Source organism: Pseudomonas sp. IT-P294 (assembly GCF_949767865.1).
Lineage (GTDB): Bacteria > Pseudomonadota > Gammaproteobacteria > Pseudomonadales > Pseudomonadaceae > Aquipseudomonas.
In genome coordinates this window covers 26060-51562 of record NZ_CATKQW010000007.1, presented here as the reverse complement: position 1 = coordinate 51562, position 25503 = coordinate 26060, and the positions used below count along the sequence as shown (strand labels likewise).

The window sequence follows — 25503 nt, the reverse complement described above, 5'->3', positions numbered from 1 at the left end:
CACTCACGCTTCAGTGCTGAGCACCATGAACAGCACCAGCGCCGCCACCGGTACACCGAACACGGCGCTGCCGACCACCAGTTCCGTGCTCAACGGTTGGCCGGTATGGACCATGCCGACCGCGCCGTTGATCAGCGTCAGCGCCAGCCACAGCGCCACAAAGCTGTAGGCCAGGGTCTGGCGGCTGAAGCCGATTTTCTCGCCGATGAACAGCATCAGCGCCAGGAGAATCAGGCCGAAGGTGATGATGATCGTGGTGTGCATGGGTGTGTCCTCCTGAGTAAATGATCGTTCCCACGCTCCGCGTGGGAATGCAGCCCGTGACACTCCGCGTCACTGGACGCGGAGCGTTCCTTGAGGCATTCCCACGCAGAGCGTGGGAACGATCAAGACTGCGGTCTCAAGTTGAGCATAGTTAAACCAACCCGCCATTCACCCGCAGAATCTGTCCATTGACCCAAGCCGAATCCGGCCCGACCAGAAACGACACCACGCGAGCAATGTCTTCCGGCTGACCCAGACGCTCCAGCGGCGGCATCTTGGCGAAGGTCTGAATCTGTTCTTCACTCTTGCCGTGCAAAAACAACTCGGTAGCGACCGGACCCGGTGCCACGGCGTTAACCGTGATGTTGCGTCCGCGCATTTCCTTGGCGAACACCTGGGTCAGCGATTCCACCGCTGCTTTGCTGGCGATGTACACCGCGTAACCCGGCAGGTTCATGCCGACCGTGCTGCTGGAAAAATTGACGATCCGCCCTCCGCTGTTCAGCCGAGTTGCCGATTCACGCAGGGTATTGAAAGTGCCCCGAGCGTGGATGTTGAAAGTCTGGTCGAACAGTTCATCGGTGTGCTGCGCCAACGGCATCATTTTGAGAATGCCGGCGTTATTGATCAGCACGTCGACCTTGCCCAGTTGTGTTTCGGTCTCGTCGAACATCCGGCGCACGTCATCGGCATTGGCCACGTCAGCCTTGATCGCTATGGCTTGATGCCCGGCCTGACGCAACTCCACCACCAGCTTGGAGGCTTCTGTGGTGCTGCTTGCATAGTTGATGACGACGGCGAAGCCTTCGCTGGCCAGTTGTCTGGCGATCACAGCGCCGATGCCGCGGGAGGCGCCGGTCACGATGGCAACTTTCTGAGTAGTCATGGCGTTGATTCCTGATGGGGGAGAGTTGGTGTGAAGCCAGATTCACATGTTTACTCAGGCCGATAAATGCCCGAGAGTTGCCTTGACTGTTCAATAATTGCCAACAATCGCGCGCCAGGAGCCAAACGTGGATCAAGTCAAAGCGATGAAGGTTTTTGTGCGGATCTATGAGCGCAGCAGCTTCACCCTGGCGGCTGATGACCTGAACCTGCCACGGGCGACATTGACCCATACGTTGAATCAGTTCGAAGCCTGGCTCGGTACGCGACTACTGGAACGCAGCACGCGCAAGGTGCGCCCGACGCTGGACGGCGAGGCTTACTACCAGCGTTGTGTGCACTTGCTGGCAGAACTTGAGGAGGCCGAACTGGCCTTTCGTGGCTGCGCACCTAAGGGCCGTTTGCGCGTCGACCTGCACGGCACCCTGGCCAGGCATTTTGTGATTCCGGCATTGCCACAATTCATGGCGCTCTACCCAGACATCGAACTGTCCATCAGCGAGGCCGACCGTTTTGTCGACCTGATCGCGGAAGGCGTCGACTGCGTGCTGCGCGCCGGCAACTTGAGTGATTCGGCACTGATCGGAAAACGTATCGCCAACCTGCGCCAGATCACCTGCGCCAGCCCCGCGTACCTGCGCAAATACGGCGAACCGAAAAGCCTTGAAGACCTGAAACACCACCGGGCGGTGAACTACGTCTCGCGCACTACCGCCAAGTTATTCCCGTTCGAATTCATGGTCGATGGCGAGCTGAAAGAAGTCGCTATCGAGGGTGCGGTTTCAGTGTTCGGTGCGGAAATCTACGCGGCGTCGGCGATTGCCGGCCTCGGCCTGATCCAGTGTCCGCATTACCGAATGGAAGCGCAGATCTCCCAAGGCCTGGTGCAAGAAGTCCTCATCGACACGCCGCCCCCGCCAATGCCGGTTTCGGTGCTGTACCCCCACAACCGACACATGTCGCCACGTGTTCGGGTGTTTGTGGATTGGTTGGGGGAGGTGTTTGCGGAGGCGCGTTAGCCGCCCGTCTGGGGGCATATTAGCTTTGCGTTTGAACGGCTAATATTTATCAGAGTGTGTATGGTGTGTATTAAAAAACGTTCGTCGCGTAATGTGCGCAGCAGGAGCTGCCCACAAGGACGAAGGTGATGCGAAGTCGAGAAATGATCAGGATGATCGAGGAGGATGGTTGGTACCTGGTAGCCGTGAAAGGCAGCCACCATCAGTACAAACATCCGTGCAAACCTGGAAGGGTGACGATAAAACACCCTGACTCGGATCTTCCAAAAGGAACAATCAACAGCATATTGAAACAGGCGGGTCTGAAATGAGGCCCGAGATAGGAATCGAAAGCCTCGAAGGGGCCACATCACAGGAAGGACTCACCGAAATGAAATTCCCGGTCGTTCTGCACAAGGATGCCGACTCAGACTACGGAGTGATTATCCCGGACGTACCGGGCTGCTTCTCCGCAGGCGCTACTGTGGCGCAGGCATTTGAAAACGTAAAAGAGGCGTTGTCATTGCACTACGAAGGCCTGGTCGCTGATGGCGATCCGCTTCCGCAAATACGCGAGATCGATGCTCACCTTGATAACCCCGATTACGCTGGTGGCGTGTGGGGTGTGGTCGAGTTCGATATCACGCCGTACTTCGGCAAGTCAGTGCGTTTCAACGCCACATTGCCGGAGCAGTTGCTTGAGCGTATCGACCAAACTGTCCGGCGGGACCAGCGCTACAGTTCAAGGTCAGGCTTTTTAGCGGCTGCCGCGCTACGTGAGTTGTCGGCTTAAACGTTGAAGGATTAAAAATCTGTGAAACGTTTCAGCATTTTCTCGAGTCCGAGGTTTATCGGCGTTTGTCTGGGCGTATGCTGGGCAACTTGCGAAGCAGCCGATACCTATTTCAAGACAGACAAGAGAGGATTCGATGACTTACACCGCTGCCGAAAACCGCTATGACTCCATCCCATACCGCCGCGTAGGCCGCAGCGGTCTGGTGCTGCCGGCACTGTCGCTGGGTTTGTGGCACAACTTCGGCGACAGCACGCCGATCGATACTCAGCGCTCGCTGTTGCGCACGGCGTTCGATCTGGGCATCAACCATTTCGACCTGGCCAACAATTACGGTCCTCCGTACGGCAGCGCCGAGATCAATTTTGGTCGTTTGCTGCGTGAGGATTTCAAGCAGTACCGCGACGAGTTGATCATCTCCAGCAAGGCCGGTTGGGACATGTGGCCAGGTCCTTACGGGCAGGGCGGCGGCTCACGTAAATACGTGCTGGCCAGCCTGGATCAGAGCCTGCAGCGCCTGGGCCTGGACTACGTGGATATTTTCTATTCGCACCGTTTCGACCCGGACACTCCGCTGGAAGAAACCGCCAGCGCACTGGCGACTGCGGTGCAGCAGGGCAAGGCGCTGTACATCGGTATCTCGTCGTATTCCGGGGTGAAAACCCGTGAGATGGCGGCACTGTTGAAAGAGTGGAAAGTGCCGTTGCTGATTCACCAGCCGGCGTACAACTTGCTCAATCGCTGGATTGAGAAGGATCTGCTGGAAGTCACCGACGAAGTGGGCGCTGGCGTGATTGCTTTCACGCCATTGGCGCAGGGGCTGTTGACCGATAAATACCTCAACGGCATTCCTAAGGATGCGCGGGTCAATCGTCCGGGCGGTGGTTCGTTGCAGGAATCTCATCTGTCCGAAGCCAACATTGCCCATGTGCGTGGGCTCAATGAAATCGCCAAGCGTCGCGGTCAGAGCCTGGCGCAACTGGCGTTGGCGTGGACCCTGCGCGATCCGCGCGTGACCTCGGCGCTGATCGGGGCGAGCCGGCCGGAGCAGATTATCGAGAACGTCGGGGCGTTGAAGAATTTGAGCTTTAGCGCAGAGGAACTGGCGGAGATTGACCGGTTTGCCCAAGAAGGCGGGATCAATCTTTGGGAAAAGCCTTCGACGGCTGAATAACCCCCTACTTGATCGACTGATCGTTCCCACGCTCCGCGTGGGAATGCCTCCCGTGACGCTCCGCGTCACAGTGGACGCGGAGCGTTCATGGCCGCGTTCCCACGCGGAGCGTCGGAACGATCTGGTGATCGGCTTATCGGAAAAACGGTGCATCCCCCAGCACCGTCGCCCGCTGCATCACCCGCCGTGCCGGCCGGTAATCATCCACGGCGTAATGCTGTGTCACGCGGTTATCCCAGAACGCGATGTCGTCCTTCTGCCAGCGCCAGCGAACGGTGAATTCTGGACGTGTAGTGTGGGCAAACAAAAATTTCAGAACTGCCTCGCTTTCGGTCTCCGACAGCTCGTTGATCTTCGCTGTGAAACCTTCATTGACGAACAATGACCGACGTCCGCTCACCGGGTGCGTGCGAATCACCGGGTGCGACAGAGGCGGATTCTTGCGGCGTGCTTCTTCCCATTGGGCCAAGGCTTCAGGCGTATTGCCATAACGCTCCAGCGGGAATGAACGGGTGAAATCGTGTGTGGCGGTCAGGCCTTCGAGCAAGCGCTTCATCGGTGCCGACAGCGCTTCATACGCCGCAATCCCGCTGGCCCACAGTGTGTCGCCGCCGAACTCCGGCAGCAGCTTGGCGCTGAGCACTGCGCCCATGGCCGGGGTGGGCAGGAAGGTCACGTCGGTGTGCCAGATCGCGTTGTCGCGCACATCGGTGACGGCGGTGTCGAGGATCAGCACTTCGGGCTGTTCCGGCACGTTGGGGTAGATCGGGTGGATGTGCAGGTCGCCGAAATAGGCAGCGAATCGCGCCTGTTGCTGCGGCGTGATCGGCTGGTCACGGAAGAACAGCACTTGATGCTTGAGCAGGGCCTGCTCGATGGCGTCGCGCTGCTCCAGGTTCAGTGGCTGGCTGACGTCGACGCCACTGATTTGCGCACCGAGAGCCGTGCTTAGGGGGACGATGGTCAGGTTGCTCATGGTCTTTCTCTTCGAATTCGGGGGGCCGAGCGTTTATTGTGGGAGCGGGCTTGCTCGCGAAGGCGGTCAAGCATTCAACATCTAAGTCGACTGACACGACCTCTTCGCGAGCAAGCCCGCTCCCACAGGTTATTTAGTGAGCCTGGCCGTGCCACGGCACCAGTTTGCGTTGCAGCGCGCGCAGGCCCATTTCCATGGCGAAGGCGATCAGGGCGATGACCAGAATCCCCAGCACCACCACATCGGTGACCAGGAACTGCGCGGCCGACTGCACCATGAAGCCCAAACCGCTGGTGGCGGCGATCAGCTCGGCGGCGACCAAGGTCGACCAACCTACGCCCAGACCAATACGCACACCGGTCAAAATGTCCGGCAAGGCGCTCGGCAGAATCACATGACGAATCAGCTGCGCCCGAGTTGCGCCCAGCGACTGCGCTGCACGCAGTTTCGCCGGGTCGACGGTGCGTACGCCGGTCGCGGTCGCGATGGCAATCGGCGCAAAGATCGCCAGGTAGATCAGCAAGACCTTTGACAGCTCACCTATGCCGCACCAAATCACGATCAGCGGCAGATAAGCCAATGGCGGAATCGGTCGGTAGAACTCGATCAGCGGATCGAGAATGCCGCGAGCAATGCGGTTGTGGCCGATGGCGATGCCGACAGGCACGGCGGTCAGCACGGCAAAGCCCAGGCCCAGGCCGATGCGGCTGAGGCTCGCGCCCAAGTGCTGCCACAGGGTCGAATCCATGTAGCCGGTGGTCACCAGCAGCCAGCCTTTTTGCAGCACGGCGGACGGTGGCGGCAGGAACAGCGGTTCGATCATGCCGGTAGCGGTAACCGCCCACCACAGGGTCACGAGCGCGACCAGCGTCAATACGCTGATCCAGCGCGTGCTCAAGCTGCGACGAACCGGAATCACTGTCGAACCCGGTTTCACCGTCACGGCCGGAATTTCGTAGCTGCTCATGCGCGCTCCTGCCGCTGGGCGGCGCTGCGTTGGGAGAACACTTTGGCGAGTACGTGTTCGCGGGTTTCGATAAAGCGCGGGTCGGATTTGATTGCCCGTGCCGACTCGCCGGCTGCGTAACGCTGACCGAAATCCAGGCTCAGGCGTTCGACGATTTGCCCAGGATTCGGTGCCAGCAGAATCAGGTCCGTGGCGAGAAACACCGCTTCTTCAATGTCGTGAGTAATCAGGAACACCGGTTTGGCGGTGCGCTGCCAGACTTGCAGCAGCAGCTCCTGCATTTGTTCGCGGGTAAAGGCGTCGAGGGCGCCGAAGGGCTCGTCCATGAGCAAGACCCGAGGGTCGGCGGCGAGCGCGCGAGCGAGGCCGACACGTTGCTTCTGACCGCCCGAGAGCTGCCAGATGCGGCGATTTTCGAAACCGGAAAGGTCCACCAGCGCGAGCATTTCCCGAGCACGGATTTCGCGTTTGTCCCGGGACACGCCGGCCAGTTCCAGGCCGAAGCCGACATTGGCCAACACGTCCTGCCAAGGCAGCAGGGCATCGTCCTGAAACACCACGCCGCGCTCGGCGCTCGGGCCTTTGACCGACACGCCGTCAAGGGTGATGCGCCCGGCACTGGGCTCGACGAAACCGGCGATCAGGTTCAACAGCGAAGTCTTGCCACTGCCGGACGGGCCAAGGGCGACCAGCAATTGCTGGGGCCCAAGGCTCAGGGAAATATCCGCCAGTACCGGTTCCGGACTGCCGGGGTACTGTGCGCTGATGCGCTCCAGCTGTAGCAAAGCCATTGCGGTTAACTCCCGATCAGTTGGTGATGTACTTGGCGCTGACGTACGGGGCGTAGTCCGGCAGTACGGCCTCGACTTTGCCTTGTTCTTTCAGGAACGCGGCGGTGTCGGTGATGGCCTTGGTGGTCGGTGCGCCGAGGGTGATCACCTGGTCAGCCGCCAACGGGTAGACGTTGCCTTGCAGCAGCAGCGGAATGTCGCTGGCCTTGGCGCCGGAGAGTTTCACCAGTTTGTCGACGTTGGATTGATTGGCGAGCCAGGCTTTCGGGTCTTTGCGGTAATCGGCGTAGGCATCCAGGGTCACCTTGGCGAAAGCGGTGACGATTTCCGGGTGCTTCTCGGCGAAATCCTTACGCACAATCCAGGCATCGAAGGTCGGTGCGCCAAACTTGGCCAGTTCGCCGGAGGTGATCAGCACTTTGCCGTTTTCCTTGGCCACGCCGAGCGCCGGATCCCAGACGTAAGTGGCGTCGATGTCACCGCGTTTCCAGGCGGCAATGATGGCGGGCGGGGCAAGGTTGAGTACGGTGACTTTCGACGGGTCGATGTTCCAGTGCTTCAGCGCAGCCAGCAGGCTGTAGTGACCGGTGGACACGAATGGCACGGCGATTTTCTTGCCGATCAGGTCTTGAGGCGTTTTGATCCCTGATCCGTCGCGGGCGACCAGGGCTTCAGCAGCGCCGATCTGCGTGGCGATGAGGAATGTTTCTACCGGAACCTTGCGCGTGATCGCAGCCGTCAGCGGGCTGGAACCGAGGTAGCCGATCTGCACGTCACCGGAGGCAATGGCCGCGATGATGTCGGCACCGTTATCGAATTTGCGCCAGTCGATCTTGGCGTTGGTGGCCTTCTCGTACGCGCCGTCGGCCTGGGCAACTTTCGCCGGGTCAACGGTGGTCTGGTAGGCGACAGTGACGTCAGCCGCCTGGGCAAAGAAACTCGCCGCAGCCAGCGATGCGGCCGCCAGGAGGCGAAGAGGGAAAGTCAGTTTCATGGAAAAGCTCCTTGTCAGGCGACCGAGAGTCGGCGTGAAAGGAGACTAAATGATCTAAGAATCCGAAAATAAATAACTTTTTAGAATGAGCTTATGAGCGGAAAATTCTAAGGGGATCGCGTTGATCGTTCCCACGCAGACGGTTCGACGCCTCGACATGGGAACGATCATTGCCAGGGAGATTAGTTGCTGATCGACAGAATGCTCGCCTGATACGACCCGACAAACACATCGAAATCGCCGACTTCGTTCTGTTCCAGCTCAGCTTGCTCAGCCAGCGAGGAGCGCGCCCGCTCTTCAAATTTCGCCTGGTCTTCGCCAGAAAGCGGCTCACTGCGGAAGTACTCCGCATGCACCCGACTCTGACGCAGGGAGAACTGAGCAAAGCTTTCCTTATGCTCGGCCATCGCCGCCAGTACCTGGGCTGAAGGTGTGCGGGACGAATCCTTGACCTTCTCCATTTGCACGTCCAGCGCGTTGCTGTGCGCATCGCCGCCATGGCTCTGATCGAGCAGCGCGGCGAGCGGAGCAATCTTCTCCAGCAGCTCAGTGGCCCATTCCTTCATGTCCACCGGTTGACCGTCACGCTGCAGTTGCAGACCCGGACGACGACCTTCCTTGACCACGCTGAGGAAGTTGGAGGTAGCGTTGCTGCATGAGGTGTTGGTCAGCAGTGGGCTGTCGTTCAGCGCGCAATACAGAAGGAACGCGTCGAGGAAGCGCGACTCCGGCAGGTCGATGCCCATCGGCAGGAACGGGTTGATGTCCAGGCAGCGCACTTCAACGTACTGAATGCCACGGGCCACCAACGCCTGAATCGGCCGTTCGCCGGTGTAGGTCACGCGTTTTGGGCGGATGTTGGAGTAGTACTCGTTTTCGATCTGCAGGATGTTGGTGTTGAGCTGAACCCACTCACCGTCCTTGTGCGTGCCGACTTCTACGTACGGTGCATACGGCGTGGCCACCGCTTTGCGCAGGCTGTCGGTGTAGCTGGCCAGGTCGTTGTAGCACGGCGTCAGACCGGCCTGGGCGTTGCTCTGGTAACCCAGATCGCTCATGCGCAGGCTGGTGGCGTATGGCAGATACAACGTGTCCGGGTCCAGTTGTTCCAGCTGGTGCGAGCGACCGCGCAGGAAACCGGCGTCCAGGGCAGGAGAGGCACCGAACAGGTACATCAGCAGCCAGCTGTAGCGCCGGAAGTTGCGGATCAGCGCGATATAGGCCGATGACTGATAGTCGCGGTCGGTGCCGACAAAGCCTTCGGCTTCCTTGAGCAACGGCCAGAGCTTTTCCGGCAGGGAAAAGTTGTAGTGGATCCCGGCGATGCATTGCATGGTCTTGCCGTAGCGCAGGGCCAGGCCCTTGCGGTAGACGTACTTGAGCTGACCGATGTTGGACGTGCCGTAATAGGCGATCGGGATGTCTTCCTCGGCCGGCAGCGGGCACGGCATCGATGGACTCCACAGAAACTCGTTGCCGAGCTTGCTGTAGGCGAAGCGATGAATCTTGTCCAGGCTCGTCAGCGTATCCGCCGGGTCGGGCAGGGCGGGCGTGATGAACTCCAGCAGCGACTCGGAATAGTCGGTGGTGATTTGTTCGTTGGTCAGCGCGGAACCCAATTCTTCCGGGTGCGGCGTTTGCGCCAGGCGACCTTCGCCGGTCACGCGCAGGCATTCACGTTCGATGCCGTGAAGGCACTGTTCGAGCAGAGAGAGGTTAGCGCGCTCGCCGAGCAGAGCCAGGCGGCGGTTGAGAAGTTCGCTCAAGTTGGATTCCTTCACGCGTCAGTCGCCCCAATATGGGGGTGGGCAAGACGGTCTACAAGGGTGAAGTTGAAACTGGCGTTTTCGCCTGGTTTTTGAGCGGCACAGACCTCATGCCGGTCAGTTAAGAATCGATCACCGCAAATCCCTGTGGGAGCGAGCTTGCTCGCGATGAGGGTGTATCAGTCAACATTTACGTCATCTGACACACCGCCATCGCGAGCAAGCTCACTCCCACAGGTTGCATTGCGCCGAAATTAACTCAAATCGATGACATCTAGCTACAGGACAGCGAACGTGCCTTGTGCTTTTGCGACGAGTTTGTCGCCCTGCATCACGTCAGCTTCGACCACCAGCGTGCGCCGGCCCGGGTGAATCACCCGCGCCGTGCACATCACCTCACCGTCTGAAACGGCGCGAATGTAATTGATCTTGCACTCGATGGTCGCGCTCTGCTGGTCAAAGCCGTGGGTGCTGGAACAGGCCAGCCCCATGGCAATGTCCACCAGACTGAACAAGGCCCCGCCGTGCAGCTTGCCGCCTCGATTGCGCAGTTGCGGTTCCAGCCCCAGGGCGACTTGCGCCACCCCGGTTTCCAGGCTGTGCAAGCGACACCCCAGCAGCTTGAAAAACGCGCTTTCGGTCAGCCCGGCAGGAATGTCCATCAACGTTTCTTCAATTGCTTGGCATTGGCGAACAGCGAAGCCATGGCGTTGTTGGCCGGAGCCGCTGCCGTGGTTTCTTTACGTGGCGCATTGTTCTGGGATTGGCGTGGCGCCGAACCCGGACGTGCACCGCGAGCACCGTCGATTTTCTCGCCCGGCGTGTCGCTCATGCGCATCGACAGGCCCACACGTTTACGCGGGATGTCGACTTCCATGACCTTCACTTTCACCACATCACCGGCCTTCACCGCTTCGCGCGGATCTTTGATGAACTTCTCCGAAAGCGCGGAGATGTGCACCAAACCGTCCTGATGCACGCCGATATCGACGAATGCACCGAAGTTGGTCACGTTGGTCACGACGCCTTCGAGGATCATCCCCAGTTGCAGGTCCTTGAGGTCTTCGACGCCTTCCTGGAACTCGGCGGTCTTGAACTCGGGACGTGGGTCGCGGCCTGGTTTTTCCAGCTCTTGCAGAATGTCGGTGATCGTCGGCAGACCGAACGTCTCGTCGGTGTACTTCTTCGGATCGAGGCGCTTGAGGAACGCGGCGTCGCCGATCAGCGAACGAATGTCGCGGTCGGTTTCGGCGGCGATGCGTTGCACCAGCGGATAGGCTTCCGGGTGAACCGCGGACGAGTCGAGCGGGTTGTCGCCGTTCATCACGCGCAGGAAACCGGCAGCCTGTTCGAAGGTTTTCTCGCCCAGACGCGCGACTTTCTTCAGTGCAGCACGGGTTTTGAACGCGCCGTGCTCGTCGCGGTGGCTGACAATGTTCTGCGCCAGGGTCGCGTTGAGGCCGGAGATGCGGGCCAGCAGCGCCACCGAAGCGGTGTTCACGTCCACGCCCACGGCGTTTACGCAGTCCTCGACCACCGCGTCCAGGCCACGCGCCAGTTTCAGCTGCGATACGTCGTGTTGATACTGGCCAACGCCGATGGATTTCGGATCGATCTTCACCAGTTCTGCCAGTGGATCCTGCAGGCGACGGGCAATCGACACGGCGCCACGGATCGACACGTCGAGGTCCGGAAATTCCTTGGAAGCCAGTTCCGACGCCGAGTAAACCGATGCGCCGGCTTCGGAGACCATTACCTTGGTCATTTTCATCGCTGGGTATTTTTTGATCAGCTCTGCGGCCAGCTTGTCGGTTTCGCGGCTGGCGGTGCCGTTGCCGATGGCGATCAGGTCCACCGAGTGCTTGGCGCACAGGGCAGCCAGAATCGCGAGGGTCTGGTCCCACTTGTTATGCGGCACGTGCGGGTAAACCGTGGCGTGATCCAGCAGCTTGCCGGTGGCATCGACCACGGCGACCTTGCAACCGGTGCGCAGGCCCGGGTCGAGGCCCAGCGTGGCGCGCGGGCCGGCCGGAGCCGACAGCAGCAAGTCGTGCAGGTTGTGGGCGAACACGTTGATCGCTTCGGTTTCCGCGCCATCGCGCAGCTCGCCCAACAGGTCGGTTTCAAGGTGGGTATAGAGCTTGACCTTCCAGGTCCAGCGCACCACTTCGCCCAGCCATTTGTCGGCGGCACGGTTCTGGTTCTGGATGCCGAATTGCTGGCCGATCATGCCTTCGCACGGGTGCATGGTGCCCGGCAGCTCGTCGCCGACTTTCAGCGCGGAGCTGAGAATGCCTTCGTTACGGCCACGGAAAATCGCCAGGGCGCGGTGCGACGGCATGCTTTTGAGCGGTTCGTCATGTTCGAAGTAGTCGCGGAACTTGGCGCCTTCCTCTTCCTTGCCGGCGATCACGCGGGCACTGAGGGTGGCTTCCTGCTTGAGGTAGCTGCGCAACTTGTCCAGCAGGCCGGCGTCTTCGGCGAAGCGCTCCATGAGGATGTATTTGGCGCCTTCGAGGGCTGCCTTCACGTCGGCCACGCCTTTTTCGGCGTTGATGAAGCGTGCGGCTTCAACGTCTGGCGTCAGTGTCGGGTCGTTGAACAGGCCGTCGGCCAGCTCGCCGAGGCCGGCTTCCAGGGCAATCTGGCCCTTGGTGCGGCGCTTCTGCTTGTACGGCAGGTACAAGTCTTCGAGGCGGGTCTTGGTGTCGGCGAGTTTGATGTCGCGCTCGAGTGCAGGGGTCAGCTTGCCTTGCTCTTCGATGCTGGCGAGGATGCTGATGCGCCGTTCGTCGAGTTCTCGCAGGTAGCGCAGACGCTCTTCCAGATGACGCAACTGGATGTCATCGAGGCTGCCGGTCACTTCTTTCCGGTAACGGGCGATGAAGGGAACGGTAGAGCCTTCATCGAGTAGCGCGACGGCCGCTTCGACCTGTTGTGGGCGTACACCGAGTTCCTCGGCGATGCGGCTGTTGATGCTGTCCATAAAACCACCTGACAAATTGTGAAAGCAGGCTCGCAGGCGCAGAAATAAAGGCTCGGCGAGTCTGGTTGAGCGGCCTGGCGTGCGCCGCTACCTGGATCAACAGGTATCCCGTTGACCCGTGAAATCGAACAATTACTGCCGTCGGCATGAAAATAAAAAACGGCCATCTGCAGTAATGATCAGACGTTGCCTGACACAAAAGGCCGCGCATTATAACCAGCGTTCTATCATTCAGGGACATCGCAGGCTGTCGCGCCAAGGGCGGATTTCTAACGGTGAAGGAAAAATCTGCTAACAATGCACACGGTGCGTATAACGGCAGCTACGCCATAATGCGCGCCGAGCTAAAAGGAGCATCTAATGAGCAGCACTGCAAACATTGCTGAAGGCGAAAAAATTCTTATTGTTGACGACGATCCGGGGCTGAGCAGCCTGCTGGAACGTTTTTTCGTCAGCAAGGGCTACCGCGCACGTGCCGTACCGAACACCGAGCAAATGGATCGCCTGCTGGCGCGCGAAGTGTTCAACCTGGTCGTCCTCGACCTGATGCTGCCCGGCGAAGACGGCCTGACCGCCTGCCGCCGCCTGCGCACGGCGAACAATCAGATTCCGATCATCATGCTGACCGCCAAGGGCGATGAGCTGAGTCGTATCAAGGGCCTGGAGCTGGGTGCCGACGATTATCTGGCCAAGCCTTTCAACCCGGATGAGCTGATGGCCCGCGTCAAAGCGGTTCTGCGCCGTCAGTCGACGCCTGTGCCGGGCGCACCGGGCAGCGAAGACGAAAGCGTGACGTTTGGTGATTACGAGTTGTCCCTGGCCACCCGTGAATTGAAGCGCGGTGACGAAGTGCACATGCTCACCACCGGCGAGTTTGCGGTGCTCAAGGCCCTGGTCATGAACGCGCGTCAGCCACTGACCCGCGACAAACTGATGAACCTGGCCCGTGGTCGTGAATGGGATGCGCTGGAGCGTTCGATTGACGTGCAAATATCCCGACTGCGCCGCATGATCGAGCCCGATCCTTCCAAGCCGCGCTACATCCAGACGGTCTGGGGCGTGGGTTACGTGTTCGTTCCGGATGGCGCCGCCACCAAGTGATCGGCGATTTGTAGGAGCGGGTCTTGCGGGCAACGGGTCAGATGACTGTGTCCGCAGACTCGCGATCCGCAATATGCGAGCATCGCTCGCTCCTGCAAGTGTGTAGCGGTTATCCATGAAAACCCCCGTTTGGTTCCCCCAGAGCTTCTTCTCCCGCACCCTGTGGCTGGTGCTGATCGTCGTCCTGTTCTCCAAGGCACTGACCCTGGTTTATCTGTTGATGAACGAAGACGTGCTGGTGGACCGTCAATACAGCCACGGCGTCGCCCTGACACTGCGCGCCTATTGGGCCGCCGATGAAGAAAACCGCGCAAAGATTGCCGATGCCGCGACCCTGATCCGGGTGGTGGGCGCCGGCGTGCCGGAAGGTGAGCAGCATTGGCCTTACAGCGAGATTTATCAGCGGCAGATGCAAGCAGAGCTGGGGGCCGACACAGAAGTGCGCTTACGCATGCACTCGCCACCGGCCTTGTGGGTTCGGGCGCCTAGCCTGGGCGATGGCTGGCTGAAAGTGCCGCTCTATCCTCACCCGCTGCGCGGCCAGAAAATCTGGAACGTGCTTGGCTGGTTCCTCGCGATCGGTCTGCTCTCCACTGCCTCGGCGTGGATCTTCGTCAGCCAGCTCAACCAGCCGCTCAAACGTCTGGTCTACGCCGCGAGGCAGCTTGGCCAGGGGCGCAGCGTGCGCCTGCCGATCAGCGACACGCCGAGTGAGATGACCGAGGTTTACCGCGCCTTCAACCAGATGGCCGAGGACGTCGAACAGGCCGGACGCGAGCGGGAGCTGATGCTGGCGGGGGTGTCGCACGACTTGCGTACGCCGTTGACCCGTTTGCGGCTGTCCCTGGAGTTGATGGGTGACCACAACGACCTGACCGACGCGATGGTGCGCGACATCGAAGACATGGACGCGATTCTCGATCAGTTCCTGGCGTTTATCCGCGATGGTCGCGACGAGTCGGTTGAGGAAGTGGATCTGAGTGATCTGGTTCGCGAAGTCGCTGCGCCGTATAACCAGAACGAAGAGAAGGTGCGTCTGCGCCTGGAACCGATCCAGCCGTTCCCATTGCGTCGGGTGTCAATGAAGCGGCTGCTGAACAACCTGATTGGCAACGCCCTTCACCACGCGGGCAGCGGGGTGGAGGTAGCGGCGTATGTTTCCGGGGATACCAGCGCGCCATACGTAGTGCTGAGTGTCATGGACCGTGGCGCGGGGATTGATCCGTCAGAGCTGGAGGCGATCTTTAACCCGTTCACTCGGGGCGATCGTGCCCGGGGTGGGAAGGGCACCGGGTTGGGCCTGGCGATCGTGAAGCGAATCGCTTCGATGCATGGCGGCAATGTCGAGTTGCGCAATCGCTCGGGAGGCGGGCTGGAAGCGCGGGTGCGGTTGCCGCTTGGGTTGATGCTGCCTAGAGACGCCGTCTGACCCGATCGTTCCCACGCTCTGCGTGGGAATGCAGCCCGGGACGCTCCGCGTCCCTTTCAGAGCAGAACTCGGAACGTCCGTTGAGGCATTCCCACACAAAGCGTGGGAACGATCACCAGGTTAACCCTTACCTTTTGTGCGAGTCATGTTCGGCCCGCCATTCTTCTCAAGATGCTCAATGATGATCCCCGCCACGTTCTTCCCGGTGGTGGTCTCAATCCCTTCCAGACCCGGCGAGGAGTTCACTTCCATCACCAGCGGTCCGTGATTGGAGCGCAGGATATCCACCCCCGCCACCGCCAACCCCATCACTTTCGCCGCGCGCAATGCCGTCATGCGTTCTTCCGGGGTGATCTTGATCAGGCTGGCGCTGCCGCCCCGATGCAGGTTGGAGCGAAACTCCCCAGGCTTGGCCTGGCGCTTCATTGCCGCAATCACCTTGTCGCCGACCACGAAGCAGCGAATGTCTGCGCCACCGGCTTCCTTGATGTATTCCTGAACCATGATGTTCTGCTTCAGGCCCATGAACGCTTCAATCACCGACTCTGCCGCCGTTGCCGTTTCACACAACACCACGCCAATGCCTTGGGTACCTTCCAGCACCTTGATCACCAGGGGTGCGCCGTTGACCATGTCGATCAAGTCGGGAATGTCATCCGGGGAGTGCGCAAAACCGGTGACCGGCAAACCGATACCGCGGCGCGAGAGCAATTGCAGCGAACGCAGTTTGTCGCGTGACCGGGCGATGGCCACCGATTCGTTAAGGGGAAAAACCCCCATCATTTCGAACTGACGCAACACCGCGCAGCCATAAAACGTCACCGACGCACCGATCCGCGGGATCACCGCATCGAAGCCTTCCAGCGGCTTTCCACGGTAGTGGATCTGCGGCTTGTGGCTGGCAATGTTCATATAGGCGCGCAGGGTGTCGATCACCACCATTTCATGGCCACGCTCGGTACCGGCTTCGACCAGACGACGAGTGGAATACAGACGCGGGTTCCGCGACAGCACAGCGATCTTCATGCAACACCTGTGGAGGAGGTAGATACCGGGAACACCGGCTTGTCTTGTACGTACTTGATACCCGGATTGACCACCAGTTGGCCGTCGATCAGGGCTTTGGAACCGAGTAGCAGGCGATAACGCATGGATTTGCGGCAGGCGAGGGTGAACTCGACCCGCCAGACCCGATCACCCAAGGCCAGCGTGGTGCTGACCACGTAGCGCATCTGCGCGTGACCGTTGGAGCTTTTGATGGTTTTCATCGTCACCAGTGGCGCTTCACAGCGCCGATGACGCAGTTGCACCACCGTCCCCAGGTGCGCGGTAAAACGCACCCAGCGTTCGCCATCGCGCTCGAACGGTTCAATGTCCGTGGCGTGCAGGCTGGAGGTGCTGGCACCGGTGTCGATTTTTGCCCGCAGGCCCGCCACTCCCAAATCCGGGAGCGCCACCCACTCGCGCAGACCGACAACGGTCAAATGGTCAAATGTCTTCAATAGGAAAAAACCGGCGATTAACGCGTCCAGGCCTCAGGTGTGACCTGGGCCAACGCTTTGAATGCAGGTTTGGCGAACCAATAACCCTGCATCAGAAATATTCCACAGTCCGCCAGGAAATCTCGTTCTCCGGCGCTTTCGATGCCTTCGGCAATGACTGTAACGTTCAACTCCGCACAGATTGTGACAATCCCTCGAACGATAGCCTGACGAACGCGATCGCGGTCGACATCGCGGATCAGCGCCATGTCGAGTTTGATCAGGTCCGGTTGGAAATCAGCCAGCAGATTGAGCCCCGAGTAGCCCGCGCCGAAATCGTCGATGGCGGTCTTGAAGCCGAATTCGCGGTATTCACGCAGAATATTGGTCAAATGGCGATAGTTATCTACAGGCTGACTTTCGAGTGTTTCGAAAATCAGACGATTGATCGGGAAGTTGTACTTTTTCGCCGCCTCCAGGGTGCTGCGAATACACAGCTCGGGACGGTACACAGCGTTGGGCATGAAGTTGATCGACAAGTGTGTCTGCATATTTAAATTTGCCGCGCCTTCAATGGCCCGCGTGCGGCATAGCTGGTCGAAACGATAGCGATTGTCGTCATTGACATGCGCCAGAATCGACAACGCTCCTTCACCGTTGACTCCGCGCACCAATGCTTCGTTAGCGAAAATCGATTGATCGCGCAGATCGACGATCGGTTGGTAGGCAAAGGCAAAATCAAAACCCAAAGGCTCGCTTTGCCGGCAGCCCTGGCAACCAGTCTGAGGCGAAGTCAACGAAGAAGGGAATATAGTCATTTGATCACTCCATGCCGGGGGCCGGCCAAGATCACATTCTATCTGGGGGCCGGGTTCTTGCGCCCGACAGAAACGGTAGTACAGTTCCGACTATTCACCGAGCGAGGAATTCAAGTGGGACAAAAACAGGAAGAGGACGACAAGGTCCGTCTCGATAAGTGGTTGTGGGCGGCACGTTTTTATAAAACACGTGCTTTGGCCAAGGCAGCGATTGAAAGCGGCAAGGTGCATTGCCGGGGCGAGCGCTGCAAACCGGGCAAGGAGCCGCGGATCGGCGACGAGTTTCAGATTCGTGCGGGGTTCGAGGAACGTACGGTGGTGGTTCAGGCACTGTCGATAGTGCGCCGTGGCGCCCCAGAGGCTCAGACCTTGTACGCGGAAACCGAAGCCAGTATCGCCAAGCGCGAAGCCGCCGCGGCCATGCGCAAGGCTGGCGCCCTGGGCGTGAGCACGGATGGCAAGCCAAGCAAGAAGCAGCGACGGGATTTGTTCAAGTTTCGTGGTAGCAGCAACGACGAGTGAATCAAGTGTTTTTGTGTCGTGCGGGCTGACGCTTTCGCGAGCGGGCTCGATCAGGCGCCACGCACCACACTCATCTGCGACACCACCGGCAACTTCTCCAACAACCTAAATACCGGCGCAGTCACCTTCAGGAAAAACGCCGAAGCGTGATACGCAAACGGCGTGTAGTAACCCCAGCCCAGCGCCCACACCGCCAGCAGCACGCCGCCGATGTAATCGTCCTGGCCCCAATTTGCGCCGGCGACCAGTCGCGGCATCATGAACAGCAGCGTCAAGGACCAGATCAGCAAGGTCTGCCATGAGTTTCGGCTGAACACGGTCATGAACAGCGCCCAGATCAACAGAACTGAAGCGTGATCGGCGGGAAAGCTTTGCGTCGACCGATCCTTCAATTCCCAGCGGTTCTCAAGGTCCGGGAAGTAGTCGCTCATGCGCACGGCTCCCTTGATCACCATCGATGGGCTGTTGTGCTGCCAGTCCATGTACCCGACAAGCTTTGAAAACAGCAGGCGGATAAACACCAGCACCAGCAGAGTCGAGAGAAAGCCAAAAAATGCCTGGCGCACCTCAACCCTTTCGAACACCCAGTCGCCTTTGATTGTTAGCGCCAGCAGAATCACGCCGACCAGCGTATCGAATGGGCGCAGACTTGTAATCGCCCAACTGTGTAGCCATATCGGGTGACTGGCCAGCGGTGCATTCAATCGATGAAAAAGCCACTCGTCGAAAATCACACACAGCATCCGGCCGGTAGGCCATAACCAGAAGGCCAGCAGCGCCAAGGGCAAAAAATTGCACAGAACCAGTCGGCGGAGGTTCCACCTTGCTTGGAACAAACCCTGATTGTTCATAAAATGCCTCCCATGGCTGAACATTGCGCACAAAACGGCGCCGCATAGGCGCGATTTTCATGTTTTGTAACCCTATTGTCATTACTTCAGATACCCAGACCTATGACCGATCTACCGGATACCGACTACACCCAACGCTTCATCTTCGATGACAGCGACACTCGCGGCGAACTGGTCGGGCTGGAGCGCAGCTATGCCGAAGTGCTCGCCAAACATGCCTATCCGGAACCGGTGGCACAACTGCTCGGCGAGTTGATGGCGGCCGCCTCATTGCTGGTCGGCACATTGAAGTTCGATGGCTTGCTGATTCTACAGGCCCGTTCCGATGGCCCCATTCCGCTGCTGATGATCGAGTGCTCCAGCGAGCGCGAAATCCGTGGCCTGGCCCGTTACGAGGCCGACCAGATTGCCCCCGGCGCGACCCTCGCCGACCTGATGCCCAATGGTGTCTTGGCGCTCACTGTTGATCCGACCCAGGGCCAGCGTTATCAAGGCATTGTTGATCTGGATGGCGAAACCCTGTCGGAGTGCTTCACTAATTACTTCGTGATGTCCCAGCAGGTCGGTACGCGTTTCTGGTTGTACGCCGATGGCCGTCGCGCCCGTGGTTTGCTGCTGCAGCAACTGCCCGCCGACCGCTTGAAAGACGAAGAAGAACGCGCCGCCAGTTGGCAGCACATCACCGCGCTGGCCAGCACCCTGACCGCCGATGAATTGCTGAGCCTGGACAACGAAACCGTGCTTCATCGCCTCTACCACGAAGAACAGGTGCGCCTGTTCGACGTGCAGAAACTGCGCTTTCATTGCAGTTGCTCACGCGAGCGCTCGGGCAATGCCCTGGTCAGCTTGGGTATGGAAGATGCCCAGGCGCTGGTCATCGAACATGGTGGGCACATCGAGATCGATTGCCAGTTCTGCAACCATCGCTACCTGTTTGATGCCGCGGATATCACCCAATTGTTCGCGGGAGCGGGGGTTGATACGCCGTCAGATACCCGTCACTAAAACGGTTCAGCGTAGGTAAATTCACTGGATAGCGCCGGAATAACGCCGTTCTGACCGGAGGGCTCTACTATTTTTGGGCTTTTCTGGCATAATCCGGCCCACTTTTTGTCGCGGTAGTAGTGCACGACTTTCTACTACAAAACGTTTGGAGCACACTCGGCCACTGGCCGACGGGGAATCTCATGACGCAAGCCAATAACGCCGTGTACACCGATCTGAGTGTTGATGATCTGGTAAAAGAAGCTCTGAGTCGCGGTGAGGGCGAGCTTGCCGATACCGGCGCGCTGGTTGTTCGTACCGGTCACCGTACCGGCCGCTCGCCAGTCGATCGTTTCATTGTTGACGAGCCATCCACTTCGGCTTCCATTGCTTGGGGCCCGATCAACCGCAAGTTCCCGGCCGACAAGTTCGATGCCCTGTGGGACCGCGTAGAAGCGTTCAACAACGCACAAGAGCATTTCGTTTCCCACGTTCATGTAGGTGCGTCTGCTGATCACTACCTGGCCGTGAAAATGACCACGCAGACTGCCTGGCAGAACCTGTTCGGTCGTTGCCTGTTCATCAACCCGGAAAAGTACAACCCGGCTGGCCGTGATGAGTGGCAAGTGCTGAACGTCGCCAATTTTGAATGCGTTCCTGAGCGTGACGGCACCAACTCCGATGGTTGCGTGATCCTCAACTTCGCACAGAAGAAAGTGCTGATCGCCGGCATGCGCTACGCCGGTGAAATGAAGAAAGCCATGTTCTCGGTACAGAACTTCCTGCTGCCAGCCGCCGACGTGCTGCCAATGCACTGCGCTGCCAACATCGGTGAAGCGGGCGACGTGACCCTGTTCTTCGGTCTGTCGGGCACCGGTAAAACCACCCTGTCCGCCGACGAAAGCCGTTACCTGATCGGTGACGACGAGCACGGTTGGGGCGAAGGCGTGGTGTTCAACATCGAAGGCGGTTGCTATGCCAAGTGCATCGACCTCTCCGAGAAGAACGAGCCGGTTATCTGGAAAGCCATCAAGCACGGCGCTGTCCTGGAAAACGTCGTTATCGATGACGCCAAGCACGCCGACTACGCCGATGTCAGCTTGACCCAGAACAGCCGTGCAGCCTACCCGCTGGAGCACGTTGCCAAGCGTTCCGAGAAAAACCTCGGTGGCGAGCCAAACGCTGTGATCTTCCTGACCTGCGACCTGACCGGCGTTCTGCCGCCAGTCTCGATCCTCAGCGAAGAACAAGCGGCCTACCACTTCCTTTCCGGCTACACCGCACTGGTGGGCTCGACCGAAATGGGTTCCGGCAGCGGCATCAAGTCGACTTTCTCCACCTGCTTCGGCGCACCGTTCTTCCCGCGTCCAGCTGGCGAATACGCAGAACTGCTGATCAAACGCATCCGCGGCTTCGGCTCCAAGGTCTACCTGGTCAACACCGGCTGGACCGGCGGCGGCTACGGCGTTGGCAAGCGCTTCAACATCCCGACCACTCGTGGCGTGATCGCAGCGATCCAGAGCGGCGCGTTGATCGGTGCTGAAACCGAACACCTCGACACCATCAACCTCGACGTGCCGTTGAGCGTGCCGGGCGTTGAGACTGGCCTGTTGAACCCACGTAATACCTGGGCTGACAAGGCTGCTTACGATGAAGCTGCTAAAGCATTGGCCGGGTTGTTTGTTGAGAACTTCAAGAAGTTCGAAGTGAGCGACGCGATCAAGGCTGCTGGGCCTAAGTTGTAAGGTTTGGTTTGATGTAATGAGAAAGCCGCCCTTTGGGGCGGCTTTTTTGTGGGTGTTCGCTTTAAACCATCGAGTGCGCAACTGCCAATATTCCAGCTCAATTGCCGCTAAACGACCAGAATAATGGCACTTATGCGTTGAGCTCCATGCCTTCCAAACGCTGTGTATCCCACCGTTGCACCTTGACCGCCTGGTAAAGCATGCCGATGGTCAGCGGGACTTTGTCGCCGCGACCCTTTGCCCGGCGCTTGAGATGCACATCAAATCCTTCCGGCTGAAAATAGCGATAGGCGTCGTAGTCCACGAAGTCGATCCCGAATTGCTCTTCCAGCGCTTCCATCAAATGCCGCGCATCAACGCCGTTGCAGCCCAGGTCGAAATTGATCGACGTGGTGAGGCTGATGGTTTTGCGTTCGGGCAGGCCCAGTTCTTCGTGCAGCAGCTGCATGAGCAGGTGCATGGTGTGGTCGTCGGGGAAATTGGGGGCGAGGTTCATGGTGCAGGTGTCCGGTCGGGTTTGCGCGGATCTTATTGGGCGTCAGGCTTGGGGGGAAGGGAGGATCTGTAGATCACTTTTCAGTAGCTCATCGAAAAATTTGCTCATGGTTATCTCCGGTGTTTGATGTTCGACGTTCCAGGAGCCGAACGCGGAGCGTCCGTAGAGGCATTCCCACGCAGAGCGTGGGAACGATCTTCATTGGGGTCAGGCGGGTGCTTTCCAGCCCATCATGCGTTGCTGTGCGACTTGCAGCAGGTCGCAACCGTCCTGAGCTAGGAGGAAGAGCGCGTGGGTGATGTGTGGGATGTCTTCGACGTCGCCGTGTTTGAAGCAAACGCAGTGCAGGGTTTTGAGGAGGTCACTGGAGGCTCGGATGCGCTGGAGGGCGGCTTCGAGGATGTCCTGAGGGTTGGCCTCTGTGTCGATGATTAGGGGCCGGGAATCGGTGAGGTTGGTTTGCAGGGGGAGGTAGCGATCGGTTGTGGACGGGTTCCATGTATTCATTTTATGTATTCTCAAATGCATTAGATGAAGTCAACGCCATCGTGACCAAGCGATGGAGGCGACCGTGTTCGGGTTGGTCAACCGGAGGAATACATAAGACCGGCACGCCTAAAGGCGTCCCAAACACAGCCACCATATAGCGTGCAGACACTTGAGTGCCGGCAGCATACAACGGACGCGTTTATGTATTCCATCGGGTGACCAAGCCCGAGTCGCTGAATGTATCAGCGACAGTCACGACTATAGGTGTGAGCCGCCACGTCGCGATAGGCGACAAAGCCCCGTCTCTTGTAGGACCGGGACGAAGCTTTGATAGGGCGTTGCCTACGGGCTTATCCCCAGCCGCAAATTCTCTCGTTTGTTGTCAGGTGCACCGCGTTATCGTTTATCGCGGGCAAGCCCGGCTCCCACAGGGATTTTTCCTTGGGGCATCAACCGGTGGTGGTTTTCGGCTGGCGTTGCCGGGCGATGTCGAGCAGTTCGTTGCCGTCCTAAAGGGGAGCCAGATTTGCAATGGCTACGAATGTCCTCGATTTTGTTGGTGTGGACGGGTGTGGACGGGTGTGTGCGAGGGTGCCGTAGCCACTTATCCCGTCGTCAGGATGTGCGCCAGGCCTGTTGCGCCGAACACTCCAGGGTGTCGCACGTCGCGAGCAACGGTGGCTCTTCGGGAATCCTGTTGCAGCCGCTCGACAGCAGGGTTGTCAGGATCAGGGCGAGGGCAAAAAATGTTTTTTGAGGCATGGTCGTTCCTTCTTCAAATGCCGCGCTCATCAGGCGTCCTGCCGTGATGTGAGGTGCGCGGACGGTGGTTGTGCGGGGAGACCTTAACGCCAGATCGAGCAATGTCGCGAGCTACAAAGTGTTTCGTTTGTTTCATCCTGTGGCGAAGGACATTGGGGCGAGGCTGTATCATCCCGTATCGTTTTGTTCCCCGACCTTTTCTCGACTCGCTGCGTCTGCCGGCTACGCTTTGGGCTTCGCAGCGGTCAACGGAGTGACAGCTTATGCACAACACCCTGGAACAGGTTTTCGGTTTTTCACAGTTTCGGCCCGGCCAGGAAGCGGCGGTCAGCGCGGTGTTGGCCGGGCGTTCGGCGGCGGCCATTTTCCCTACAGGCTCCGGCAAATCCCTTTGCTATCAACTGCCCGCCCTGTTGCTGCCGCACTTGACGCTGGTGGTGTCGCCGTTGCTGGCGTTGATGCAGGATCAACTGGCCTTCCTGAAGCGCCACGGCATTGCGGCCGGCAGTATCGATTCGGCCCAGAGTCGCGATGACGCCAGCGATGTGATGGCGCGGGCAAAGTCCGGCGAGCTGAAGATTCTGATGATTTCCGTGGAGCGCCTGAAGAACGAGCGCTTCCGCCATTTCTTGCAGCAGGTGCCGATCTCGTTGCTGGTCGTCGACGAGGCGCACTGCATCTCGGAGTGGGGCCACAACTTCCGCCCTGACTACCTGAAACTTCCGGACTATCAGCGCCAGTTCAATATTCCCCAGGCATTGCTGCTGACGGCTACCGCGACGCCCAAGGTGATCGCGGACATGGAGGCCAAGTTTTCCATCGCGCCGGAAGACGTGGTGACCACCGGTTTTTATCGGCCGAACCTCAACCTGTTGGTCGAGCCTGTCCGCGGACAGGACAAACGCCGACGTCTGGTCGAATGGATGGGCGAGCGCCCCGATCAGCCCAGCATCGTCTATGTCACCCTGCAGAAATCCGCTGAACACATTGCCGAACACCTGAACCGCAACGGCATACAGGCCGAGGCCTATCATGCCGGCTTGCCCCACGAGCAACGCGAAGCCATCCAGAAGCGCTTCATGGGCGGGCAGTCCAATTGCATCGTTGCCACCATTGCCTTTGGCATGGGCATCGACAAGAGCGACATCCGCAACGTGGTGCATTTCGATCTGCCCAAATCCATCGAAAACTACAGTCAGGAAATTGGTCGCGCCGGGCGTGATGGCCTGCCGTCCGACTGTCTGGTCTTGGCCAACCGCGACAGCCTCAACGTGCTGGAAAATTTCGTCTACGGCGATACGCCAGAGCTGGACGGTATCCGCTGCGTGCTGGATGAGTTGAAATCTGCAGAGCCCGAAGGGCAATGGGAGTTTCTGCTGGGGCCTCTGGGGGATCAGAGCAATATCCGGCAACTGCCGCTTAAAACCTTGCTGGTGCAGCTTGAACTGCGCCGGATCATTGCCCCGCGTTACGCCTATTACGCCGAATACCGTTTCAAGTACTTACAGGAGCCCGAGGATCTGCTGGCCCGTTTCGAGGGTGAGCGCAAAGACTTTGTCGCAGCGATCATCCAGACCTCCACTCGCGCACGGACCTGGGCCACGGTGAATTTCGATGCGCTGTATGAGCAGCATCAGGCCGAGCGAAGCCGGGTGGTCAAGGCACTGGATTATTTCCAGGAGAAAGGTTGGGTCGAGCTGGAAAGCAAGCAGATGACCGAGGTCTACAGCCTGCTTGATACACATGTCGACAGTCAGGCACTGAGCGCTGAACTGCATGCCTGTTTCACCCAGCACGAGCGCACAGAGATCGCGCGGATTCACGCCATGCTGGATTTGTTCGCCACCGATCATTGCCTGGGCTTTCGCTTGGCCGAGTATTTCGGTGACGACAACGCGCCCCGGCAGTGCGGGCACTGTTCGGTCTGTCATGGTCAGGTTGCGCGGCTGCCAGCACCACCTGAGCTGCCGGCGCTTGTGGATAAAAACTTCGAAGCGCTGTGCGCAGATTTTATCCACAGGCACGAACAGCACACCGGCAATGTGCCGTCGGCGGAGCGGGTAACGCGTTTCCTGTGCGGGATCAGCGTGCCGCTGTTTACCAAGCTCAAGGCGCGCTCGATTCCAGGTTTTGCGGCGTTGGAAAATTATCCATATGCCGAGGTGCGCGGGTGGGCCCAAGCGCATTTACCGGTGTAGATCCATCCGCTGAATGTCGCTCATCACAGGAAT

General features: G+C 59.1%; 26 protein-coding genes. 10 read left to right on the top strand and 16 right to left on the bottom strand.

All coding sequences use genetic code 11. The features are described from left to right. Positions 1 to 3: 3 nt before the first annotated feature. The gene (locus tag ACM6I0_RS05840) at positions 4 to 264 is read right to left on the bottom strand and encodes a hypothetical protein (protein WP_222589317.1); all 261 of its coding nucleotides are present in this window, start codon (positions 262 to 264) and stop codon (positions 4 to 6) included. A gap of 151 nt (positions 265 to 415) precedes the next feature. Beyond that, a complete protein-coding gene (locus ACM6I0_RS05835) occupies positions 416 to 1150 on the bottom strand; it encodes an SDR family oxidoreductase (RefSeq protein ID WP_414921694.1) in 735 nt (244 codons plus the stop codon). 127 nt (positions 1151 to 1277) lie between these two features. Here ACM6I0_RS05835 and ACM6I0_RS05830 point away from each other — a divergent pair, with 127 nt between their 5' ends. From ACM6I0_RS05830 to mgrA, 4 genes are all read left to right on the top strand, one after another. Beyond that, positions 1278 to 2168: a LysR family transcriptional regulator gene (locus ACM6I0_RS05830; RefSeq protein WP_414921693.1), complete on the top strand. Its 891-nt coding sequence runs from the start codon at positions 1278 to 1280 to the stop codon at positions 2166 to 2168. Between the two features lie 128 nt (positions 2169 to 2296). Beyond that, positions 2297 to 2479: a type II toxin-antitoxin system HicA family toxin gene (locus ACM6I0_RS05825; protein ID WP_046045491.1), complete on the top strand. Its 183-nt coding sequence runs from the start codon at positions 2297 to 2299 to the stop codon at positions 2477 to 2479. Next, positions 2476 to 2940 (top strand): type II toxin-antitoxin system HicB family antitoxin, encoded by a 465-nt coding sequence (locus ACM6I0_RS05820; RefSeq protein WP_414921692.1) that lies wholly within the window; start codon positions 2476 to 2478, stop codon positions 2938 to 2940. Before ACM6I0_RS05825 ends, ACM6I0_RS05820 begins: the two co-directional genes overlap by 4 nt. A 136-nt stretch (positions 2941 to 3076) precedes the next feature. Then, a complete protein-coding gene (mgrA, locus tag ACM6I0_RS05815) occupies positions 3077 to 4114 on the top strand; it encodes an L-glyceraldehyde 3-phosphate reductase (RefSeq protein WP_285433388.1) in 1038 nt (345 codons plus the stop codon). A 133-nt stretch (positions 4115 to 4247) separates the two neighbouring features. Here mgrA and tauD read toward each other — a convergent pair whose 3' ends face one another. From tauD to ACM6I0_RS05780, 7 genes are all read right to left on the bottom strand, one after another. Then, on the bottom strand, positions 4248 to 5090 hold the full coding sequence (gene tauD, locus ACM6I0_RS05810) for a taurine dioxygenase (protein WP_414921691.1): 843 nt from the start codon (positions 5088 to 5090) through the stop codon (positions 4248 to 4250). Positions 5091 to 5223: 133 nt separating this feature from the next. Next, entirely contained in the window at positions 5224 to 6057 is an 834-nt protein-coding gene (gene tauC / locus ACM6I0_RS05805; protein WP_259157370.1) for a taurine ABC transporter permease TauC, read from the bottom strand. Further along, positions 6054 to 6848 (bottom strand): taurine ABC transporter ATP-binding subunit, encoded by a 795-nt coding sequence (gene tauB / locus ACM6I0_RS05800; protein WP_414921690.1) that lies wholly within the window; start codon positions 6846 to 6848, stop codon positions 6054 to 6056. Before tauB ends, tauC begins: the two co-directional genes overlap by 4 nt. A 16-nt stretch (positions 6849 to 6864) precedes the next feature. Then, entirely contained in the window at positions 6865 to 7842 is a 978-nt protein-coding gene (gene tauA, locus ACM6I0_RS05795; protein WP_208670555.1) for a taurine ABC transporter substrate-binding protein, read from the bottom strand. Between the two features lie 182 nt (positions 7843 to 8024). After that, positions 8025 to 9608 (bottom strand): glutamate--cysteine ligase, encoded by a 1584-nt coding sequence (gene gshA, locus ACM6I0_RS05790; protein WP_414921689.1) that lies wholly within the window; start codon positions 9606 to 9608, stop codon positions 8025 to 8027. Positions 9609 to 9886: 278 nt separating this feature from the next. Then, complete coding sequence (locus ACM6I0_RS05785) at positions 9887 to 10270, bottom strand: PaaI family thioesterase (protein ID WP_090176969.1); 384 nt, start codon at positions 10268 to 10270, stop codon at positions 9887 to 9889. Then, positions 10270 to 12594, bottom strand: coding sequence for a Tex family protein (locus tag ACM6I0_RS05780; protein ID WP_414921688.1), 2325 nt, complete (start codon positions 12592 to 12594; stop codon positions 10270 to 10272). Before ACM6I0_RS05780 ends, ACM6I0_RS05785 begins: the two co-directional genes overlap by 1 nt. A 360-nt stretch (positions 12595 to 12954) precedes the next feature. On the opposite strand from ACM6I0_RS05780, the gene ompR reads away from it, so the two are divergent. Then, positions 12955 to 13695, top strand: a complete 741-nt coding sequence (ompR, locus tag ACM6I0_RS05775) for a two-component system response regulator OmpR (RefSeq protein ID WP_027922237.1) — start codon at positions 12955 to 12957, stop codon at positions 13693 to 13695. Positions 13696 to 13810: 115 nt separating this feature from the next. Continuing rightward, the gene (locus ACM6I0_RS05770) at positions 13811 to 15124 is read left to right on the top strand and encodes an ATP-binding protein (RefSeq protein WP_090176964.1); all 1314 of its coding nucleotides are present in this window, start codon (positions 13811 to 13813) and stop codon (positions 15122 to 15124) included. A 120-nt stretch (positions 15125 to 15244) separates the two neighbouring features. On the opposite strand, the gene rimK is transcribed toward ACM6I0_RS05770, so the two are convergent. The 3 genes from rimK to ACM6I0_RS05755 all read right to left on the bottom strand — a co-directional run bounded on the left by rimK (position 15245) and on the right by ACM6I0_RS05755 (position 17423). After that, positions 15245 to 16150: a 30S ribosomal protein S6--L-glutamate ligase gene (gene rimK / locus ACM6I0_RS05765; protein ID WP_007949201.1), complete on the bottom strand. Its 906-nt coding sequence runs from the start codon at positions 16148 to 16150 to the stop codon at positions 15245 to 15247. Continuing rightward, on the bottom strand, positions 16147 to 16560 hold the full coding sequence (locus tag ACM6I0_RS05760) for an ATP-dependent zinc protease (RefSeq protein ID WP_231997108.1): 414 nt from the start codon (positions 16558 to 16560) through the stop codon (positions 16147 to 16149). The genes rimK and ACM6I0_RS05760 overlap by 4 nt, the downstream gene beginning before the upstream one ends. Before the next feature lie 83 nt (positions 16561 to 16643). Next, positions 16644 to 17423 (bottom strand): EAL domain-containing protein, encoded by a 780-nt coding sequence (locus ACM6I0_RS05755; protein WP_414921687.1) that lies wholly within the window; start codon positions 17421 to 17423, stop codon positions 16644 to 16646. A 114-nt stretch (positions 17424 to 17537) separates the two neighbouring features. On the opposite strand from ACM6I0_RS05755, the gene ACM6I0_RS05750 reads away from it, so the two are divergent. Then, a complete protein-coding gene (locus ACM6I0_RS05750) occupies positions 17538 to 17945 on the top strand; it encodes an RNA-binding S4 domain-containing protein (RefSeq protein WP_090176956.1) in 408 nt (135 codons plus the stop codon). Between the two features lie 50 nt (positions 17946 to 17995). Here ACM6I0_RS05750 and ACM6I0_RS05745 read toward each other — a convergent pair whose 3' ends face one another. Then, positions 17996 to 18796 (bottom strand): phosphatase PAP2 family protein, encoded by an 801-nt coding sequence (locus ACM6I0_RS05745; protein WP_414921686.1) that lies wholly within the window; start codon positions 18794 to 18796, stop codon positions 17996 to 17998. Positions 18797 to 18898: 102 nt separating this feature from the next. Between ACM6I0_RS05745 and hslO the strand changes: the two genes are divergently transcribed. Together hslO and ACM6I0_RS05735 are read left to right on the top strand one after the other, a co-directional pair. Beyond that, a complete protein-coding gene (hslO, locus tag ACM6I0_RS05740; protein ID WP_285433403.1) occupies positions 18899 to 19801 on the top strand; it encodes an Hsp33 family molecular chaperone HslO in 903 nt (300 codons plus the stop codon). Positions 19802 to 19983: 182 nt separating this feature from the next. Further along, on the top strand, positions 19984 to 21525 hold the full coding sequence (locus ACM6I0_RS05735) for a phosphoenolpyruvate carboxykinase (RefSeq protein WP_208670548.1): 1542 nt from the start codon (positions 19984 to 19986) through the stop codon (positions 21523 to 21525). A 130-nt stretch (positions 21526 to 21655) separates the two neighbouring features. Here the strand turns inward: ACM6I0_RS05735 and ACM6I0_RS05730 are convergent, their stop codons facing one another. The 3 genes from ACM6I0_RS05730 to ACM6I0_RS05720 all read right to left on the bottom strand — a co-directional run bounded on the left by ACM6I0_RS05730 (position 21656) and on the right by ACM6I0_RS05720 (position 23272). Continuing rightward, positions 21656 to 22021, bottom strand: coding sequence for a DUF1493 family protein (locus tag ACM6I0_RS05730; protein ID WP_414921685.1), 366 nt, complete (start codon positions 22019 to 22021; stop codon positions 21656 to 21658). Between the two features lie 207 nt (positions 22022 to 22228). After that, positions 22229 to 22528 (bottom strand): hypothetical protein, encoded by a 300-nt coding sequence (locus ACM6I0_RS05725; RefSeq protein WP_414921684.1) that lies wholly within the window; start codon positions 22526 to 22528, stop codon positions 22229 to 22231. 597 nt (positions 22529 to 23125) lie between these two features. Continuing rightward, positions 23126 to 23272, bottom strand: coding sequence for a hypothetical protein (locus ACM6I0_RS05720; protein WP_414921683.1), 147 nt, complete (start codon positions 23270 to 23272; stop codon positions 23126 to 23128). A gap of 263 nt (positions 23273 to 23535) precedes the next feature. On the opposite strand from ACM6I0_RS05720, the gene ACM6I0_RS05715 reads away from it, so the two are divergent. Then, entirely contained in the window at positions 23536 to 25470 is a 1935-nt protein-coding gene (locus ACM6I0_RS05715; protein WP_414921682.1) for an ATP-dependent DNA helicase RecQ, read from the top strand. Positions 25471 to 25503: the final 33 nt, after the last annotated feature.

Coding starts and splice junctions, on each gene's coding strand:
- ACM6I0_RS05840 (WP_222589317.1), bottom strand. CDS start 264: ATGCACACCACGATCATCATCACCTTCGGCCTGATTCTCCTGGCGCTG.
- ACM6I0_RS05835 (WP_414921694.1), bottom strand. CDS start 1,150: ATGACTACTCAGAAAGTTGCCATCGTGACCGGCGCCTCCCGCGGCATC.
- ACM6I0_RS05825 (WP_046045491.1), top strand. CDS start 2,297: ATGCGAAGTCGAGAAATGATCAGGATGATCGAGGAGGATGGTTGGTAC.
- ACM6I0_RS05820 (WP_414921692.1), top strand. CDS start 2,476: ATGAGGCCCGAGATAGGAATCGAAAGCCTCGAAGGGGCCACATCACAG.
- mgrA (WP_285433388.1), top strand. CDS start 3,077: ATGACTTACACCGCTGCCGAAAACCGCTATGACTCCATCCCATACCGC.
- tauD (WP_414921691.1), bottom strand. CDS start 5,090: ATGAGCAACCTGACCATCGTCCCCCTAAGCACGGCTCTCGGTGCGCAA.
- tauC (WP_259157370.1), bottom strand. CDS start 6,057: ATGAGCAGCTACGAAATTCCGGCCGTGACGGTGAAACCGGGTTCGACA.
- tauB (WP_414921690.1), bottom strand. CDS start 6,848: ATGGCTTTGCTACAGCTGGAGCGCATCAGCGCACAGTACCCCGGCAGT.
- tauA (WP_208670555.1), bottom strand. CDS start 7,842: ATGAAACTGACTTTCCCTCTTCGCCTCCTGGCGGCCGCATCGCTGGCT.
- ACM6I0_RS05785 (WP_090176969.1), bottom strand. CDS start 10,270: ATGGACATTCCTGCCGGGCTGACCGAAAGCGCGTTTTTCAAGCTGCTG.
- ACM6I0_RS05780 (WP_414921688.1), bottom strand. CDS start 12,594: ATGGACAGCATCAACAGCCGCATCGCCGAGGAACTCGGTGTACGCCCA.
- ompR (WP_027922237.1), top strand. CDS start 12,955: ATGAGCAGCACTGCAAACATTGCTGAAGGCGAAAAAATTCTTATTGTT.
- ACM6I0_RS05770 (WP_090176964.1), top strand. CDS start 13,811: ATGAAAACCCCCGTTTGGTTCCCCCAGAGCTTCTTCTCCCGCACCCTG.
- rimK (WP_007949201.1), bottom strand. CDS start 16,150: ATGAAGATCGCTGTGCTGTCGCGGAACCCGCGTCTGTATTCCACTCGT.
- ACM6I0_RS05755 (WP_414921687.1), bottom strand. CDS start 17,423: ATGACTATATTCCCTTCTTCGTTGACTTCGCCTCAGACTGGTTGCCAG.
- ACM6I0_RS05745 (WP_414921686.1), bottom strand. CDS start 18,796: ATGAACAATCAGGGTTTGTTCCAAGCAAGGTGGAACCTCCGCCGACTG.
- hslO (WP_285433403.1), top strand. CDS start 18,899: ATGACCGATCTACCGGATACCGACTACACCCAACGCTTCATCTTCGAT.
- ACM6I0_RS05735 (WP_208670548.1), top strand. CDS start 19,984: ATGACGCAAGCCAATAACGCCGTGTACACCGATCTGAGTGTTGATGAT.
- ACM6I0_RS05730 (WP_414921685.1), bottom strand. CDS start 22,021: ATGAACCTCGCCCCCAATTTCCCCGACGACCACACCATGCACCTGCTC.
- ACM6I0_RS05725 (WP_414921684.1), bottom strand. CDS start 22,528: ATGAATACATGGAACCCGTCCACAACCGATCGCTACCTCCCCCTGCAA.
- ACM6I0_RS05720 (WP_414921683.1), bottom strand. CDS start 23,272: ATGCCTCAAAAAACATTTTTTGCCCTCGCCCTGATCCTGACAACCCTG.
- ACM6I0_RS05715 (WP_414921682.1), top strand. CDS start 23,536: ATGCACAACACCCTGGAACAGGTTTTCGGTTTTTCACAGTTTCGGCCC.